The organism is Peribacillus sp. NPDC060253 (assembly GCF_042727425.1).
Taxonomy (GTDB): domain Bacteria; phylum Bacillota; class Bacilli; order Bacillales; family DSM-1321; genus Peribacillus.
This window is the reverse complement of the sequence record NZ_JBHXAS010000106.1, coordinates 1-16,149: the sequence shown is the minus strand read 5'-3', so window position 1 is coordinate 16,149 and position 16,149 is coordinate 1. Positions and strand designations below refer to the sequence as shown.

General features: G+C 38.5%; 11 protein-coding genes. 6 read left to right on the top strand and 5 right to left on the bottom strand.

Going from position 1 to position 16,149, the window contains the following annotated elements:
- Positions 1-655 precede the first annotated feature (655 nt).
- From ACFWE9_RS21050 to ACFWE9_RS21035, 4 genes are all read left to right on the top strand, one after another.
- Positions 656-2,260: a sigma-54 interaction domain-containing protein gene (locus ACFWE9_RS21050; protein WP_230162103.1), complete on the top strand. Its 1,605-nt coding sequence runs from the start codon at positions 656-658 to the stop codon at positions 2,258-2,260.
- A 131-nt stretch (positions 2,261-2,391) separates the two neighbouring features.
- Positions 2,392-3,543: an iron-containing alcohol dehydrogenase gene (locus ACFWE9_RS21045; RefSeq protein ID WP_230162105.1), complete on the top strand. Its 1,152-nt coding sequence runs from the start codon at positions 2,392-2,394 to the stop codon at positions 3,541-3,543.
- Positions 3,544-3,557: 14 nt separating this feature from the next.
- A complete protein-coding gene (locus tag ACFWE9_RS21040) occupies positions 3,558-4,946 on the top strand; it encodes a hypothetical protein (protein ID WP_377358614.1) in 1,389 nt (462 codons plus the stop codon).
- On the top strand, positions 4,943-6,382 hold the full coding sequence (locus ACFWE9_RS21035) for an NAD-dependent succinate-semialdehyde dehydrogenase (protein WP_230162109.1): 1,440 nt from the start codon (positions 4,943-4,945) through the stop codon (positions 6,380-6,382). The genes ACFWE9_RS21040 and ACFWE9_RS21035 overlap by 4 nt, the downstream gene beginning before the upstream one ends.
- A gap of 238 nt (positions 6,383-6,620) precedes the next feature.
- On the opposite strand, the gene ACFWE9_RS21030 is transcribed toward ACFWE9_RS21035, so the two are convergent.
- Together ACFWE9_RS21030 and ACFWE9_RS21025 are read right to left on the bottom strand one after the other, a co-directional pair.
- Entirely contained in the window at positions 6,621-7,823 is a 1,203-nt protein-coding gene (locus tag ACFWE9_RS21030; RefSeq protein WP_377358611.1) for an MFS transporter, read from the bottom strand.
- Positions 7,824-7,848: 25 nt separating this feature from the next.
- Positions 7,849-8,439: a TetR/AcrR family transcriptional regulator gene (locus ACFWE9_RS21025; RefSeq protein ID WP_377358609.1), complete on the bottom strand. Its 591-nt coding sequence runs from the start codon at positions 8,437-8,439 to the stop codon at positions 7,849-7,851.
- A gap of 827 nt (positions 8,440-9,266) precedes the next feature.
- Here ACFWE9_RS21025 and ACFWE9_RS21020 point away from each other — a divergent pair.
- Positions 9,267-10,007, top strand: a complete 741-nt coding sequence (locus ACFWE9_RS21020) for a VCBS repeat-containing protein (RefSeq protein ID WP_377358617.1) — start codon at positions 9,267-9,269, stop codon at positions 10,005-10,007.
- Positions 10,008-10,233: 226 nt separating this feature from the next.
- On the opposite strand, the gene ACFWE9_RS21015 is transcribed toward ACFWE9_RS21020, so the two are convergent.
- Together ACFWE9_RS21015 and ACFWE9_RS21010 are read right to left on the bottom strand one after the other, a co-directional pair.
- The gene (locus ACFWE9_RS21015) at positions 10,234-10,854 is read right to left on the bottom strand and encodes an NAD(P)-dependent oxidoreductase (protein WP_230162115.1); all 621 of its coding nucleotides are present in this window, start codon (positions 10,852-10,854) and stop codon (positions 10,234-10,236) included.
- A 364-nt stretch (positions 10,855-11,218) separates the two neighbouring features.
- Entirely contained in the window at positions 11,219-12,652 is a 1,434-nt protein-coding gene (locus tag ACFWE9_RS21010) for an IS4 family transposase (protein WP_377358607.1), read from the bottom strand.
- 189 nt (positions 12,653-12,841) lie between these two features.
- On the opposite strand from ACFWE9_RS21010, the gene ACFWE9_RS21005 reads away from it, so the two are divergent.
- Positions 12,842-15,301: a SpoIID/LytB domain-containing protein gene (locus ACFWE9_RS21005; protein ID WP_377358605.1), complete on the top strand. Its 2,460-nt coding sequence runs from the start codon at positions 12,842-12,844 to the stop codon at positions 15,299-15,301.
- 498 nt (positions 15,302-15,799) lie between these two features.
- Here ACFWE9_RS21005 and ACFWE9_RS21000 read toward each other — a convergent pair whose 3' ends face one another.
- Positions 15,800-15,970, bottom strand: a complete 171-nt coding sequence (locus ACFWE9_RS21000; RefSeq protein ID WP_230162117.1) for a hypothetical protein — start codon at positions 15,968-15,970, stop codon at positions 15,800-15,802.
- Positions 15,971-16,149 lie beyond the last annotated feature (179 nt).

Here is a 16,149-nt window from a genome sequence, read left to right as displayed (position 1 = left end):
TTATATAAATAATAGATATGAAAATGAAAATCAGTGAAATGACTCACTGGTTTCTTTTTTATTTTCACTTGCCTTTCTAATAAACATAAGAACAATCGGCACACAAATGGTACGTTAACCTATGATTGAGCTTTCATATGGCAGTCTATTGGCAACTGCAGCCTTTCCTTAATGGGTGAAAATGGAATTTGAGCATTGGAAAGACACTTGGTATGATAAAAGTGTCTTGTGCCCTCCCAGTTAAAGGGACAAAATAGTGGTCTGGGTGGGACTTATTTACGGTATTCATCAAATCTTCTATTTGGATGTTTTCATTCATTCCATTTATGAAGTTTTTTAGCATATTTAAAAAGGGTTAACTCCTTTTTAACGGTGTAGTGTTTATGAGTCGTTTGTTGTTGTACATAGTATCATAAGGAAAGGGACTTACATAATGCTTACCATAAAGGTCACTAAAAAAACGAATAGCATGCTTTATGGATAATAGAACATTCATACCAGCCGGTGTGAACACGAATTTCAAAGAGTGACCTTAACAAAGCTATAAGGAGAGAAAGCATAGGTGGCAGTTATATGAAAACATTAGAGGAAATAAATGAAGAATATCGAGAAACCATCGATTTTGATGTTAAAGAACCAGCGGGAGTGGATATTGATGACTAAGTTTCATTCTGATATGACAGTGGAGGAAGCGATTTCACGTTTTCCCATCGGTAAAAATGAAGTGGAAGTTATAGACAATTCAGAGGATTTCATCGGATTTCTGACAATAGAAGCGTTATCTGCGGCCGTGCAACAGAGTGATTTAACGAAGCCAATTTCTCATTTTATTACAGTGAATGCACCGCTGCAAAATTTAAGGAATTACTCGATACCATATGAACAATTTCAAGCATTTTTTGAGAGTGATTTATGCAGGGTTGTATTTAATGCCCTGTATGATGGCGTGTATATCACAGATGGTGAAGGAACGACATTATTTATCAATCAAGCTTATCAACGCATTACTGGAATTAGGGAAGAGGAAATTATCGGAAAACCCATGAGTTATTTAATTGAACAGGGGATGATTTCCGTTTCTGCTTCATTGGACTCTATTCGAACGAAGAATCAAGTTACGCTGACGCAAAGAATCCGAAACGGAAGAAAGATTATCGTGTCGGCGACACCCATTCTTTCACCACAGAACGAAGTCATATTTGTCATAAATAGTGTTAGAGATATTACTGAATTAATCCGAATGAAGTATACGATTGACAGTCAGAAGTTATCTTTCCAACCCATTTCTCAATTGTTACCTGATTCGGAACAGGTGAATCTACAGGAAATAATCATTGGGCCCTTTACAACGCCTTTATTCAAGATGGCTGATAAGGTAGCCAAAACGGACGCGAAGATCTTATTACAGGGAGAAACGGGTGTAGGAAAGAGCTTGATTGCTAAGTACATTCATTCCAAAAGCTCCAGGAAGGAAAATATTTTCCTTGAATTAAATTGCGGGGCCCTCCCAGCGAACTTGGTGGAATCTGAACTTTTTGGATATGAACCGGGAGCATTTACCGGATCCCTAAAGAATGGGAAAATGGGTATTTTTGAAAAAGCCAATGGTGGCACGTTATTTTTAGACGAAATTGGGGACTTACCTTTAGAGTTACAGGTAAAACTATTGAAAGTGGTGGAAGAAAACAAGTTTATGAGAGTAGGCTCTACTGAAATGAAAGAAGTGGATGTTAGATTAATTACTGCCACTCATCGTGACCTAGCATCACTTGTTCAAGAAGGATCTTTCCGCGAAGATCTTTATTACCGGCTTAATATTGTCTCGTTTGAAGTTCCGCCTTTACGCCAGCGGAAAGAGGAAATGGTCCCGCTTTTAGAAATGTATCTGGAAAAATTCAATGTAAAATATGATGAAAAGAAAAAGATGACACCGGAATGCTATGAATGGCTAACGAATTATTCGTGGCCTGGTAATATACGTGAGCTTGCGAATCTTGCTGAGCGACTGGTCGTTACGACTTATGAGGATACGATTGATTTATCTAATTTACCATCTTTCATACGGCCGGTCGTAACACGGAAAACTACACCTCTTTCCTTGAAGGAGGCCGTTTCTGAACTGGAGCGATCCTTAATCCTGAATGCAATGAATAAATACGGGACCACAAGGGCGGCTGCCGCCTCTTTGGAAATCAGTCAAAGCGCCTTGGTGCAAAAAATGAAAAAATTTCACATTCGATTAGAAAACGAATCGAATTAGTTTTTTCGATTTGATTTCTACTCATTTTATTCGGATTTCCAATGAAAAAATAGAGTAAACCCTTATTATATTAAGCGTTTTCAATTTGGCATGATTCCTGCAATAGTAGATTAATGAAAGGGGAGATTACCATGAATATTTCTATTTTTTCAATGGCTAACAAATTGGTGACAGGAGCAGATTCTTTACAACAGCTGACTGAAGAGGTTACACGATTAGGGATGAAGAATCCATTATTAGTTACAGATAAAGTTTTACTGAATGCTGGGGTTGTGCAAAAGGTTGAGGATTTACTTTCATCGGCATACGGTATTTTTTCGGAAGTCAATCCTGAACCGGAAATTGAAATCGTGGAGCAATGTGTACGTTCTATCAGGGATGGAAATCATGATGGGCTGATTGCGGTAGGGGGTGGAAGTGCGATAGATATTGCAAAAGCCTCTTCTGTTATGGCTACGAATTCGGGTAGCATCGAGACCTATTTTGGTACGAACTTGATTGAAGTTCCAGGTATTCCTTTAATAGCTATACCGACGACAGCGGGTACCGGGTCCGAAGTGACGAATATTTCGATTTTATCTGACAAAAAAGAACAGGTTAAGAAGGGAATTGTTAGTTCGTTTCTATTACCGGATGTGGCGATTGTTTCCCCGATTATGACACTGACTTGCCCACCAAGTGTGACGGCTGCGAGTGGAGTGGATGCACTTGTTCATGCAGTCGAGGCCTATATTTCTAAATTTGCGTCGCCTGTGACGGATGCCTTGGCAATTGGCGCTATGAAGTTGATCGCTAAAAATTTACCAAAGGCTTATGCGGCGCCAGATCATCTAGAAGCACGAGAAGCCATGATCACGGGAAGCCTAATGGCCGGGTTAGCTTTTGGAAATGCCGGTGTTGGAGCTGTACATGCCCTAGCTTATCCGCTTGGAGGTCGTTTCCATTTATCACATGGAGTCAGCAATTCATTATTACTGCCTTTTGTCATGCAATGGAATAAAATTGCATGTTTAGAAAGATTCCGAGATATTGCGGAAGCACTTGGAGAAAAAGTCGATCATTTAAATGATGATGAGGCAGCGGATAAAGCGATCGAAGCAATGACTAGAATATGTAGATACGTGGATATACCTGAGTCACTTCGTGAATTTGATATTCCTGAATCTTCCTTAAGTGAAATGGCTGCTGAAGCCATCAAACAAGTCCGTTTACTTCGGAATAATCCTCGTGCATTAAACGTTCGTGATATCGAAAAAATATATCGTTCAGCCTATGGCATTTAACTGGAGGAAACAACATGAAATGGAAAAACCGTCCATACGGAAAAGAGACATCGTATATACCTGCAGGTCCTTTTAAAATAAGACTGCCATTTGTTCATTATCGTTTTGAGTGGCCAGACTATGTTCAAGGTTTATTAATGTGTGCCGTTGATCTTGGAGCGATTACACTTCTTGCAGACCATCTAGGTATGCCTTTCGATGTGGCTCTAGCCGTTGTTGTCTTAAATGGATTATTATATTTAGCACATCATTTACTCGGAGACCCAGTTATACCAGGTTGGATTACACCAGCGGTTCCATTGCTTGTGTTGTTTGTCGGGCAATTTCCAGAAGGACCTGATAGGGTCTATGCACTCGTTGCGTTTCAATTAACATTAGGGATTTTATCCATAATACTAGGAATGACCGGGCTTGCGAGTAAAGTCGTTCGATTAGTGCCGAATGCAATTAAATCAGGCATTATATTAGGAGCGGGAATTGGTGCTGTCGTTTCTATTTTTGAAGTCGGTGGAAAGTTTGATTTATTTCCTTATACAATAAGCATTTGTATCGGTTTTGCCTTTTATTTGCTTTTTTCGAAAAGTTTTGGAAAATTGAAAATACGAAATAAAGTTTGGATATTTATCGGTAATTTAGGGATATTGCCAGCTATTCTACTCGCGGTCTTTGTTGCCCCCATTTTTGGAGAAGCAAAATGGCCAAATATTCAATGGGGATTCAGCAGTCCGGACTTTGCTACGCTTTGGTCTGACTATACGGTTTTTGGTTTAGGGTTCCCTGCCATGACCTTCTTTTTAAGTGCAATACCAGCTGTTTTTGCTACTTATTTAGTTGTATTTGGGGATGTGCTGAAAACAAAAGCTTTGCTCTCTGAATCGGATGAGGTCAGGGAAGATGAAAAAGTGGATTATAATCCAAACAGGGCCCATTTAATTTTTGGCGGCCGAAATGTGATCATGAGTTTCATCGGGCCTGATATTACGATGTGTGGTCCGTTATGGGCAGCCATGCAGGTCGTTGTAGTGGAACGCTTTAAAAATGGCAAGAAAGCAATGAACTCATTCTTTGGCGGTGCTGGCTCCTTCCGTTGGGGTACGAATACTGGGCTATTCTTATTGCCAGTCGTCAGTTTGGTGGAACCAATTCTCGGTGTGGCATTGGCCTTAACGCTTTTGGTTCAAGGATATGTTAGCGTGCGTGTCGGTGTAATGCAGGCGAGGAGCCAACGCGACTTGGGAATTGCAGGGGTCGTTGCTGCCATCCTTGTTATAAAGGGTGCTGGAATGGCGTTTGCAGCAGGAATTCTTTTATGTGCCCTTTTATATGGTAAGGACTTTTTCAAAGGAGAAAATGATAAGACTTTTACAGATCATGAAGAAGAAGAGGAGCTTAAAGCAGGATGAACAAAGTAGTTGAAAAATGGCCAATATATATAAACGGTGAAACGATACAAACAGAACGTCATTTTGTAGTGGAAAATCCAGCAACATTGGATCCTGTGGGCTATGTTCCGGACGCTACGGAAAAAGAAGCAAAGGCTGCTGTGGATGCAGCTCATGCGGCCTTTCTAAATTGGTCGAAAACAAGTGCATATCTGCGGGCGGAATTACTTGAGAAGTGGTACACAATTATTGAAAAAAGGCTAGATGAAATCGCAACAACCATGACATTGGAGCAAGGGAAACCATTGGCTGAAGCAAAAGGTGAAATAAAATATGCTTCAAGTTTCGTGAAATGGTTTGCTGAAGAAGCAAAGCGTAACTATGGAGAAACCATACCAGCTTCCGTTGCTTCTAAGCGAATTTTAGTGCAAAAGCAGGCAGTCGGTGTCGTTGCTGCCATCACGCCGTGGAATTTTCCTGCTGCCATGATCACAAGGAAAGTGGCACCAGCACTTGCAGCAGGATGTACCGTCGTCATCAAACCCGCGGAACAAACACCATTGACAGCATTGCTATTAGTTGAAAGTGCGCATGAAGCAGGCATTCCGGCCGGTGTAATAAATATTGTCACAACACAAAACCCGGGGGAAGTGTCAGACGTTTGGATGAATGATTCACGTGTCAAAAAAATTACATTTACGGGTTCCACACCTGTAGGGAAGCATCTAATGAAAAAGGCAGCAGAAACGGTAAAAAAAGTCTCACTTGAATTGGGTGGCTTAGCTCCGTTTATCATAGCCGAAGATGCGAATATCGAAGAAGCCGTAAAAGGTTTGATTCAATCGAAATTTAGGAATGCCGGACAAACATGTATTTGTGCGAACCGAATTTACGTCCATGAGACGATTCAAGAGCCATTTTTACAAGCCTTTGAAAAGGCTGTTTTATCTTTGAAGGTTGGAAATGGAATGAATGGAACCGATCTTGGGCCACTGATTGATGAAGCTGCCGTAAAAAAAGTTCAGTTTCAAGTAGAAGATGCTATAAGTAAAGGAGCTGTCATCCATAAGACATCCAAGGTAGATAAAGAGAAGGGCTATTTTATCGCACCTGCCATTCTTTCCAATGTAACGGATGATATGCTGTGTATGCAGGAAGAAACGTTTGGTCCGATTGCACCAGTCAGTACATTTAAAACTGACCAAGAAGCGATGGATCGAGCCAATAACACTAATTTTGGCTTGGCAGCTTATGTATATACAGAGTCATTAAATAAAGCAGTAACCTATTCGGATGGCCTCGAGTATGGGATTGTTGGGATTAATGATAGTGCCCCATCCACTGCTCAAGCACCATTTGGCGGCATGAAGGAAAGTGGCTTAGGTAGAGAAGGCGGGCACTCCGGCATGGATGAATTTTTAGAAGTAAAGTATGTATCTCTACAGCTTAGCAATTAAACTAATGGATGTTGACGTTTCTCAAGGATCACATTCTAAATAAGAGAGTAAAGGCACATCGAATATCGATGTGCCTTTACTCCTTTTCAAAAGTTAATAAGCATTTTTAGTTCGTTCAATGGCAAAAGAAAAAATCCCCAAAGAATTTTATCAAAGAAAAACGTATAGTATGATTTTTAAGTTTGAGAGTTTTACGCTTGAAAAGGAAAAATTAGGTATGGTCAATCATGGACTTTGATTATTCCGCTAAGCTTTCTACCAATCGGTTTTCCTTCCAAATGACTGTAATACCCAGTCCGATGACGATAATGACAGCAGCGAAAAGATAAGGATAGTTGATGTTTACGTCAAATAGTAATCCTCCCATTGATGGTCCGGCGATATTCCCTAAGCTCGTATAGGTTGAGTTCATACCAGCAACAAACCCTTGCTCTTTCCCGGCAGCTTTTGATAGAAATGTCGTTAATGCCGGACGAAGCAAGTCAAATGCAAGGAAGATGAAGCAAGTTACGACTAGAACTGCCAAAAATCTAGAGATCATGGTGGAAGCTACTGCAAAGATTGCACTGATAATTAAGCATAATTGGATAAGCTTCTTTTCACCCAGGAAATCTATCAGTTTACCAAACATAAATACTTGTACAACCACTCCAAAGATTGAGCTTATTGTAATGATAATTGCAATATCCTTCGGCGTGAAGCCAAACTTATGATCAGAATATAGGCTAAAAACAGTTTCATACGCTGATAAACCAAATGCTAGTACAAATACAATGATGAACGCAATGAAGTAAAGCGGATTGACTGATTTTTTTAAATCGCCTATAAAGTTCGTTTGCTTTGTATTAGCAGAACCTTCTGCAAGCTGTTCCTTTGTTAACGGCTCTTTTAAAATGAATAATGATGTAATGCATGCTAAAAAGGCGATAGCCGCCGCAAGGAAGAAGGGCAAGCGTATACCATATTCGGCAATGAAGCCACCGATACCGGGTCCTATTATAAAGCCCAAGCTAATGGCGGCTGATATATAGCCCATAGCTTTCGGCCTTTCCTTAACGGAAGTAATATCTGCAACATATGCCGTAACACCTGGCATGATAAAGGCGGCACTGATTCCGCCTAGGATCCTTGATAAATAAAACACGGATACATTCGTGCCTATACCGAAGATAAGTTCAGAAACACCAAAAAGGAATAAGCCGATGATGATGATTTTCTTTCTGCCATAACGGTCAACCCAACGACCTGCGAATGGTGACATAACAAGCTGTGATACCGCAAATACGGCAACCAGATAGCCCATCGTACTTCCTGATAAATGCATGATATTCATAAATGACGGCATAACGGGGATGATGAGCCCAATACCCAAAAAAGCAATGAATATATTGCTTAGAAGAATAATTAATACCGCCTTTTGTTCTTTAATTGGTTTATTCATGTTTTAACACCACTTTCTATGTGAATCATTTTTGTGAAATACCTCTCCAAAACACTTTCCAAGAGGCAGATAATTTATCCTTCAGCTGTTTCTCATCATTTCCATATACAAGCTCTACCAAAATGGAATCCACTACTCCCAAGAAAGCATAGGTCGGCGTTATGGCTGCATCTTCGACGATTAATTTGGCATTGATCCAATCCTGGAATTTACATTCAAGAATTGTCTGCACCTTTTCCTCGATATCTATGACTTCCTTACCAACCTCTTTTTCAAGATGTGCTGGCGGAAAAAAGGACATACGCAGCCAAAACTTTATATGCTCATTTTTTTGGAAAAGATCGATGACCAATTGTAGGAATCCATATAAATCTTTTTCAGGATTTTTTGAATCAACTTTACTGAAATATTGGAGTTTCGAAGATAGCTCCGTCTCTTTCGCATCACGTAAAACTTGCAGAAAAAGATCATCCTTGCCTTTAAAATGGGCGTAAATGGATTGCTTTTTCATGCCGACTTCTTCAGCTATTAGAGAAAGGGACGCTCCTTCATAACCATGAATCGTGAAATATTTTAGAGCGGCTTCCTTAATTTCATTACTTTTCAATAATATCACCTCATAATTTAACGAACGTTCGTCAGTTATAATAGCAAATTAAATAAATATATGCAAGCTAATCAGTTTATAAAATGGCATTTTGCAAAATGGATCTATATTTTATTGCAATCGCTCAATTGGTAGGCAATATATTTTTTCAACTGAGTATTTTTCTATGTCTAATTTTCATATGGATGTTTTGTAGTGTGATGGGATGTTCTTAATTTCATGCTTTCTAAAAATGTCCAGTAATACGAAGAAATATTGCTTATTTGGATAGTTTATGTACTTTGAATAAAAAAAATAAAATTTGATTATTGTTTATTATCAGATTTCTTAAAAAAGGGCGGTTTCTTAGGAAGATTATTTTTTCTATATAGTTAGTAGATTTATAAACAAGAGACCCGCTTTATCTTGAAGCGGGTCTCTCTCGTAAAAATGGTTTCAGATGCCAAAAACAATTTCCTGGAAACTGGGTGTATCCTTAAATGGCCAATTAGTCCACTTTTTTTGGTTCAATTCCCTCTGGGTAGTATAAGTTGTAAATGAAAATTTGTAGGATCTACATAGTTCAATAAAAAAACACTCCATGCTAATAACAAAACTCCCGCATATAAATCTATATTGATAATAAAGAGATAGGTGGGATGAAGTTGGATACGTATGACATCAGAAAAGTGATTCAATACTACTACACAAAAATACGAGAAACGAATCACCCTTATTATTGGTACTGTTTGGCTGAGACTCAGGTAATGGCCGGATTAACAAATGAAGCACTGCAAACGATTGATGGCATCTTGTTGTTTCCAAATCCTTATCCTTCGAAGCAGGGACTGCTTGAAATGCAAAGTAGCCTCCAAACTGTTCTTTCAAGGGAAATGAATCCGAACAGAACAGCCATCGTGACCTCATTGCAAGGCGATATTGATGGGGACGGGATAAAGGATAATGTTTTTCTTACTGCAAATAAAACCCCTGATAGCCCCTTTTGGAGGAATATAACTTTGGTTATACAAAATGGGAGTACAAATCAATATGAACAAGTTCCCATAAAAAATAACGCAGGATACAATCCGACCCTTTTTCTTGGTGATTTTACAGGTAACAATGTGGATGACATTTTAGTGGTCATTGATACAGGAGGAAGCGGCGGTACTATTTATGCGTATGTCGTTTCATATCTTAACGGTCAACTCATGACTATTTTTAATTCCGACACATTCAATGTAACGTTTAAATACGCTGTGAATTATGAAAATCTATACAAAGCCAAGGTGAACAGTTATTACCTAAAAGAAAGGTACATTCTAGACCTTACTTATAAGGATAAGGAATATTTATCAGAAATTTATAACAAGAATGGTGTTTTGAAGGCACCTATAGAAGGATGGGTCAATCCTTTATCTGGTCTATATCCGGTCGATTTTAATAGGGATGGCATAAATGAGCTCGAAGCGTATCAGAGGATAGCGGGAAGGTACAATGCCGACTCATTGGGAATGGTACAGACCGTATTGAAGTGGAACGGGCAAGCTTTTGTTCCTGATCGGCAGAATGTGGCTATCTTTGGAGGGGAAATATAACATATTGGGAAAAGAAGGTTCATGAACAAGGTATGGGCGAAATCTTCGCCCAAAGGATGCCGAGAATTATTCTTGTCAATGGTTTAGCTGACTGTGCAAAATGAAAGTTCCATACATTTACGAACATAATTGAACTGGCAATAATCATAGTAAGCCGACGTGATGGCTTCTTTGCTACTTCTATGGATTCATCAAATCTAAAAGGGCGAAATGCTAATTCGGATTATTAGTAGGCGATACCTACACGTGATTTTAAATAATCGCTGCTTTTAATCTGGCTATAGGTAAATTCTGCTGTATCCGCCACGGATATTTCAACTCCATCCTCCGGCAAGAAGTTTCTTTCTACACGATATTTACCAACACTTTTTCCATCCGGCAAATACGTAGGGCAGACAATAGTCCATTCGAGTGTTGATTGTTTAAGCAAATCGTACACTTTATGATGTTCTTCCGTTGAACGGGTAGACTTGCGCTTTGATTCACTTGTCTGATAACGCAGTGAGTTTGGAGTGTTTCTACTTTGCAGAATACCTGCTGTTCCAATCGTTATAATTCGTTGTATACCTTCAATTTCCATTACTTCGATAATTAGTGGCATGCTTGCTGATAAAGTGGTTGTCCCATCAGTACTTAGTGCACTAAGTACTACATCAATCCCATGCATTGCACGTACGATATCATCCTTATGTAAAACATTACCTTGAATAATGGTTAAACTTGCATGGTTTATTTGGATTTTCTCTGGAGTGCGAACTAAAACTGTAACATGATGTCTGTCATGAAGGCATTTAGTAACTAATTGACCCCCAACTCGTCCAGTTGCACCTAAAATTAAAATATTCAAGAATTAACCTCCTTTTTCGAATTATACTTTATCATTTTCAACGAATGGGAGCTTTAGTTCAATAAGACATTTTAAACGATCAAATTTTTCTTAAGAAAATGAATCAATAAAATCATAGTAGATCCTATTTAAATCAACCTTTTTCCAAAAGGCACAACTCATCAAATTATCCTTCTGAGAAATTGGGATTTTTAATACGGTACATCATGAACTTTGTAAATTAGCGTTTTGCTGGCGGTACCCCATCGCCATCAAGCTAAGCCTGCCAAGAGTTAATTTGAAAGTGCGTTCTCTTTATTTTGCTACAGTAATACTAAAATTGTGCATGACAAAAAAACCTATTAAATAGGTTTTTTAAAAAGTATTAGGCAACTTTGAGTTTTTGTGACATCGAATAATCATAGACAACACCTAAGATATCGAAGACCGTTTTCTTGTTATAACGATGACATTTCCGTCCGTTTTTCTCCAAAAGGTAAAACAGACGGAGAAAAGTCTTTGATAGTTCTTGGGTGTCCTTTTGTAATCCTTGATAAAACAATAAATAATAGTCTTTTATCATATAGATAGATTTATATTCACTTAACTCCTTCTTTTTCATGTCTAAAAGTAACTGGCGCATTTTAAACATGGTAGAGGAACAGAGTAAAATGCTAATCAGTTGCCCATACAAGTGACACTCTAAGCGTTCCCTTTTGATCTCTTTGCACTTGTCAATTTGAAAGAAAGATTTCCAGGTCTTAAATAGAATTTCAATCTGCCAACGTAACGAATACAGGTCATGGATATGTTCCGTTGGAACGTCTTCTAAAGAAAGATTTGTAATATATACGTTCATTCCACTTAATCGTTTGCTTCGGTCTTTATAGGTAATGCCCTTCTTCTTTTCTTTTTTTGCTTGTTCTTTCAATCTTTTCTCTGTTTGTGCCTCAGTTAGTCGATGAATAACCACTCGGGCGGGTAGTTTTTGATACAGTCCAATGTATGCTTCTGAAATTTCGAGTGTTTGACCAGGTTGTAATTGATTCATAAGCTCTTCCATGTCTAACTGAATAAAGAGAGTACCTTTCTTCACAGTCCCATTTCGAAAAAACTCTGGTTTATCGTTCTTACGATAGATACGAGAATTTAACTTCAAACGTGAGACATAGTAAGCACCTTCATCATTCATTTTCTGTAAGTCATGTAAGTCGAAATACCCTAAATCCCTTATGTATAAGTCTTTCGGTTGAATGATTTGTAGACTCGTTGAACCGAAGGTTTTATCATTTTCTCTCCCTTCTCCTACATAAACGTGAAGGAACTTCCCACTCAATAAGTCATATTCAAGTTGGATTTTAACACCTGCGGTATGGCTGCTTCCGCCAGAACCTTGATAATGTGAGGCAAACTTATCTGGAAGTTGAAATGTTGTAGAATCTAGGATCCGAATACGTTTAAAAGTCGTGGAGTATGGGTGAAGTATTTCTTGTGTTGAATGAATTCTTTGAGTGAGAAGATTAGCTAGAACTTGTTGAAGAAACTGTACGGCTGAACCATTAAATCGTTGATTAAGCCCTTCGGGGCTCATGAGGACACCTGTAGATGCTTCGAGATGGCTACACAATTGTGTGAGTGGCGTACTCGCGACCTGTTGACTAAGCCATACACATAAAGCAATTAATTCTTGTGCTTGATATTTACTTTTACGTTGAACAAAACCAACTTCTTTAGCTAATTGTTGTAGAGAAGACGGAGATAAGTAGTTTTGAAGTTCTTGAGAAAAGAGATTCATTTCGTCTGAAACAGAAAAACTCATAGAAAACGCCATCCTTCCTGTATATTTCTACAAAAAGAATAGCGTTTTTTTCGTTATGATGATACAAATTCACCTTAGCTTAATGGCCATGCGGTGGGACCCCTAAAATAGTAAAATATCGACTCATGTCTCATTATGGATGGTATACTATTATTTTAATAAATTTCCAAATTATGAGGAGGTTATTCAATGAAAAAGGTACGGAATGGAATATGGATGTTTGTTACACTCGTTCTCATGCTATCTTTACTTCCAGAAATGTCTGTTAAGGCGGCAGCCGATCCGATCATTAAGGTTAAATTAAAAGGCTATCTTGGTAATAAATCCGAGATTACCGTCGAACCGGAAGTCACGTACACTACGAATCTAGCAAATGTAAAACTAGAATCGAACAAGAAGTATACGTTGAGGGTCAGCGGTACGGACATTGTTGTTCTGACAGATTCAAAAGAAATAGGCAAAGCTTCTGAGATTGAAGTGAAACCTGAAACAGGGAACGGTCCACTTTCGATTAATGGGCGTACATACTTAGGTAGTTTACGTTTTATTATGGAAGATGGGAAATTCATCCGTCCATATAACTCAATTGGTCTTGAAGATTATTTAAAAGGGGTTGTTCCAGCTGAAATGCCGGCTTTATGGAATCAGGAAGCCTTAAAGGCACAGGCTGTTGCGGCAAGAACCTATGCGATGAGCTACATCAACAGAACGCCCGATGACACAATGAGTTACCAGGTATACGGTGGCTACACTTGGCACGAAAACTCAACAAAAGCTGTTAAAGCAACAGAAGGTCAGGTCATCGGTTATGGTGAAAAACAACATATAGGTTCAGATGCTCTTTTTTCCTCTAGCAATGGAGGGAAAACCGAGTCCAACAATAATGTTTGGATTGGTACAGAGCTACCATATTTAATGGTCAAAGACGATCCATATGATCCGCAAACTGTGTGGAGTTTTAGTGTAAAAAAGCAACAAATAGACCTTACAAATTTAGATTTGACAAAAGCAGATACATGGTGGGCTAATACCAAGGAAGCTGAACAAACACCAGTAATTTCTAATATAAGAGCATGGCTACAGAAAAATGGATATACCGGCAAAGACATTAAAATAACGGCTGTCCCTCACCTATCCCTTCACGCACTAACAAGTGGCGGCAGGGTGAGTAAAGGAAGTATAAAGATTGAATTTATGGTGAAAGAAAAGGGGAAAGCGCTACAGCAAAGTGTAATATTAGAAGATGTAACGGCTTCGAAAATTAGAGACATTATCGGTCTGAGCATCATGAAAAGCTTTTTAGTAGACAAAGTGGATACTGCAAGGGATGCGATTAACGTTTCAGGCAAGGGATACGGCCATGGTGTCGGACTAAGTCAGTATGGCGCGAAAAAGGCTGGCGAAAAGGGAAATACGTATCGCGAGATTCTTGCTTTCTATTATGAAGGGACAAGCTTAAAACAAGCTTATAAGCCCGAGCCTGAAGAAGTAGAACCAGTCAAGCCAGAACCGGCACCTATCATTCCAACGCCAATACCAACACCAGCTCCGGATCCCGCACCTAAAGATGAAACAGCACCAATGATTAATAGTTTAAAAGCCCATTACGATTCTAAAACAAACCAAGTCAAAATAACCTTTGATACAAATGAAAAAGCGAATGTGACAGTGGAAGTTAAGGATGAAAAAGAGCAAATCATCGCTTCTCTTGTCAAAGGGGATCAAAAGCCGTCAGGATCGCAATTAGCCATTTGGGATGCATCAGAGGTAAGTAACGGTTCATACACCTTTGAAGTTAGAGCGATTGATAGTAGTAATAATGCAAGTTCAGCATCTGTTCCATTTTCATTAACAAAGCCTGACACAGCGGCTCCAGTTATTAAAAATACAAATACCTCATATGACTCAAAAACAAATAAAGTTTTCCTGAAGTATGAGATCAATGAAAAATCAAAGATTACCGTTCAAGTAAAAGACGCAAAAGGCAAAATCGAAGCTACTCCGATCAATAATGCAGAGAAAAATGCCGGTGTCCAATGGACATCGTGGAATGTATCGAAGGTTATGAACGGTAAGTACTCATTTGAAATTGCAACGATCGACAGCAATCAAAATAAAAGCTCAGCAACGGTTCCATTTACTTTAACGAAACCTGATATAACGGCACCTTCCATTAATAATATAAAAACCTCATATGATTCAAAAACGAGTAATGTTGCTTTGAAGTATGAGATTAATGAAAAGGCGAAGGTAACCGTTCAAGTAAAAGATGCAAAAAACAAAACCGTGGCGACACTAACCAATAATGCTACAAACAATGCCGGTATCCAAAGTGCATCATGGAATGTATCAAAGGTATCGAACGGAAAGTATACGTTTACCATTACAGCGATTGATCCAAGCCAGAACAAACGTACAACGACGACTTCCTACACTTTAAACAAACCGGCAGCGAAGAATATGACTGGTAAGGTCAATGCTACGAAGTTGAATGTCCGTTCTAAACCAACCACATCTGGGAAAGTTCTTGGCTCTTTGAAGAAAAACCAAATCGTTACCGTAATTAATAAGAGTAGCTCTTGGTACAAAATTCAGTACGGTAAGGGAACAGGTTATGTGCACGCAAAATACCTAACGAACGTCCGATAACGAAATCAATCAGTGAAAAGCCCTAATCAAAATTTGGTGAGCACTGAAAAAGACCATGATTTTTTAAAAGTCATGGTCTTTTTCTATATATTTCATTTCCGATAGTAAATTCAGTCTGAAACAGCCCCTTATTGGGGTCCCCACCGCATCGCCATCAAGATAAAAAATATAAAACACTCCAAAACGAAAAAAGAGCTACTTTTTCTGTAAAATTAATAGAAAAAAGAATTTTTTCGTTATGGGGATACAAATATATCTTAGCTTGATGGGCATGTGGCGGTACCCCAAGAAGGTGCTGCCAAAAATCATTTTTTAAAATGTTTGTTAATAGGTAATTCCTATAACCAAATCGTTTGGGTGAAGGATTTTCTGGTCTAGTGGCCCGGTTATTTAGTGAAAATACAAAATGGGCCCCGAAAGTTTCAAGAGGATCCCTTTTGAAGTAGTGAAAAATATAAAAACGCTCCAAAAAAAACAATAACGACTACAATTCCTCCTCTAATATTCCTGTCCTTCTTTCGATTTTAGAAAAGAATCAACTGATTCATCTAATAAATTTTCCCGATTAGGATCTTCATTGACATCTGTATCCACTTCCATTTCGTTGTTATTTAATATTCTAACCTGACTTTTATGTTGAGCTGGATTATGGTTATTATCTTTTGGCATATAAACTCCTTCTTGAACAGATATTTTTTATTTAGTATGAACAATTGAACCAATATGAAATCCAATATTCTGTAAGATTATTTGAGCTTCTTTCCCGGATTGAGTCCTGTTGTCTTGATGGAAGGTGGAAAAAGTATATATGATTTTATTTTGGGTATTATTGACTGAATATTATAAAT

What these genes read in the sequence shown, in the direction of transcription:
- ACFWE9_RS21050 (WP_230162103.1), top strand. Translation starts at nt 656, where the DNA reads ATGACTAAGTTTCATTCTGATATGACAGTGGAGGAAGCGATTTCACGT.
- ACFWE9_RS21045 (WP_230162105.1), top strand. Translation starts at nt 2,392, where the DNA reads ATGAATATTTCTATTTTTTCAATGGCTAACAAATTGGTGACAGGAGCA.
- ACFWE9_RS21040 (WP_377358614.1), top strand. Translation starts at nt 3,558, where the DNA reads ATGAAATGGAAAAACCGTCCATACGGAAAAGAGACATCGTATATACCT.
- ACFWE9_RS21035 (WP_230162109.1), top strand. Translation starts at nt 4,943, where the DNA reads ATGAACAAAGTAGTTGAAAAATGGCCAATATATATAAACGGTGAAACG.
- ACFWE9_RS21030 (WP_377358611.1), bottom strand. Translation starts at nt 7,823, where the DNA reads ATGAATAAACCAATTAAAGAACAAAAGGCGGTATTAATTATTCTTCTA.
- ACFWE9_RS21020 (WP_377358617.1), top strand. Translation starts at nt 9,267, where the DNA reads ATGCAAAGTAGCCTCCAAACTGTTCTTTCAAGGGAAATGAATCCGAAC.
- ACFWE9_RS21010 (WP_377358607.1), bottom strand. Translation starts at nt 12,652, where the DNA reads ATGAGTTTTTCTGTTTCAGACGAAATGAATCTCTTTTCTCAAGAACTT.
- ACFWE9_RS21005 (WP_377358605.1), top strand. Translation starts at nt 12,842, where the DNA reads ATGAAAAAGGTACGGAATGGAATATGGATGTTTGTTACACTCGTTCTC.
- ACFWE9_RS21000 (WP_230162117.1), bottom strand. Translation starts at nt 15,970, where the DNA reads ATGCCAAAAGATAATAACCATAATCCAGCTCAACATAAAAGTCAGGTT.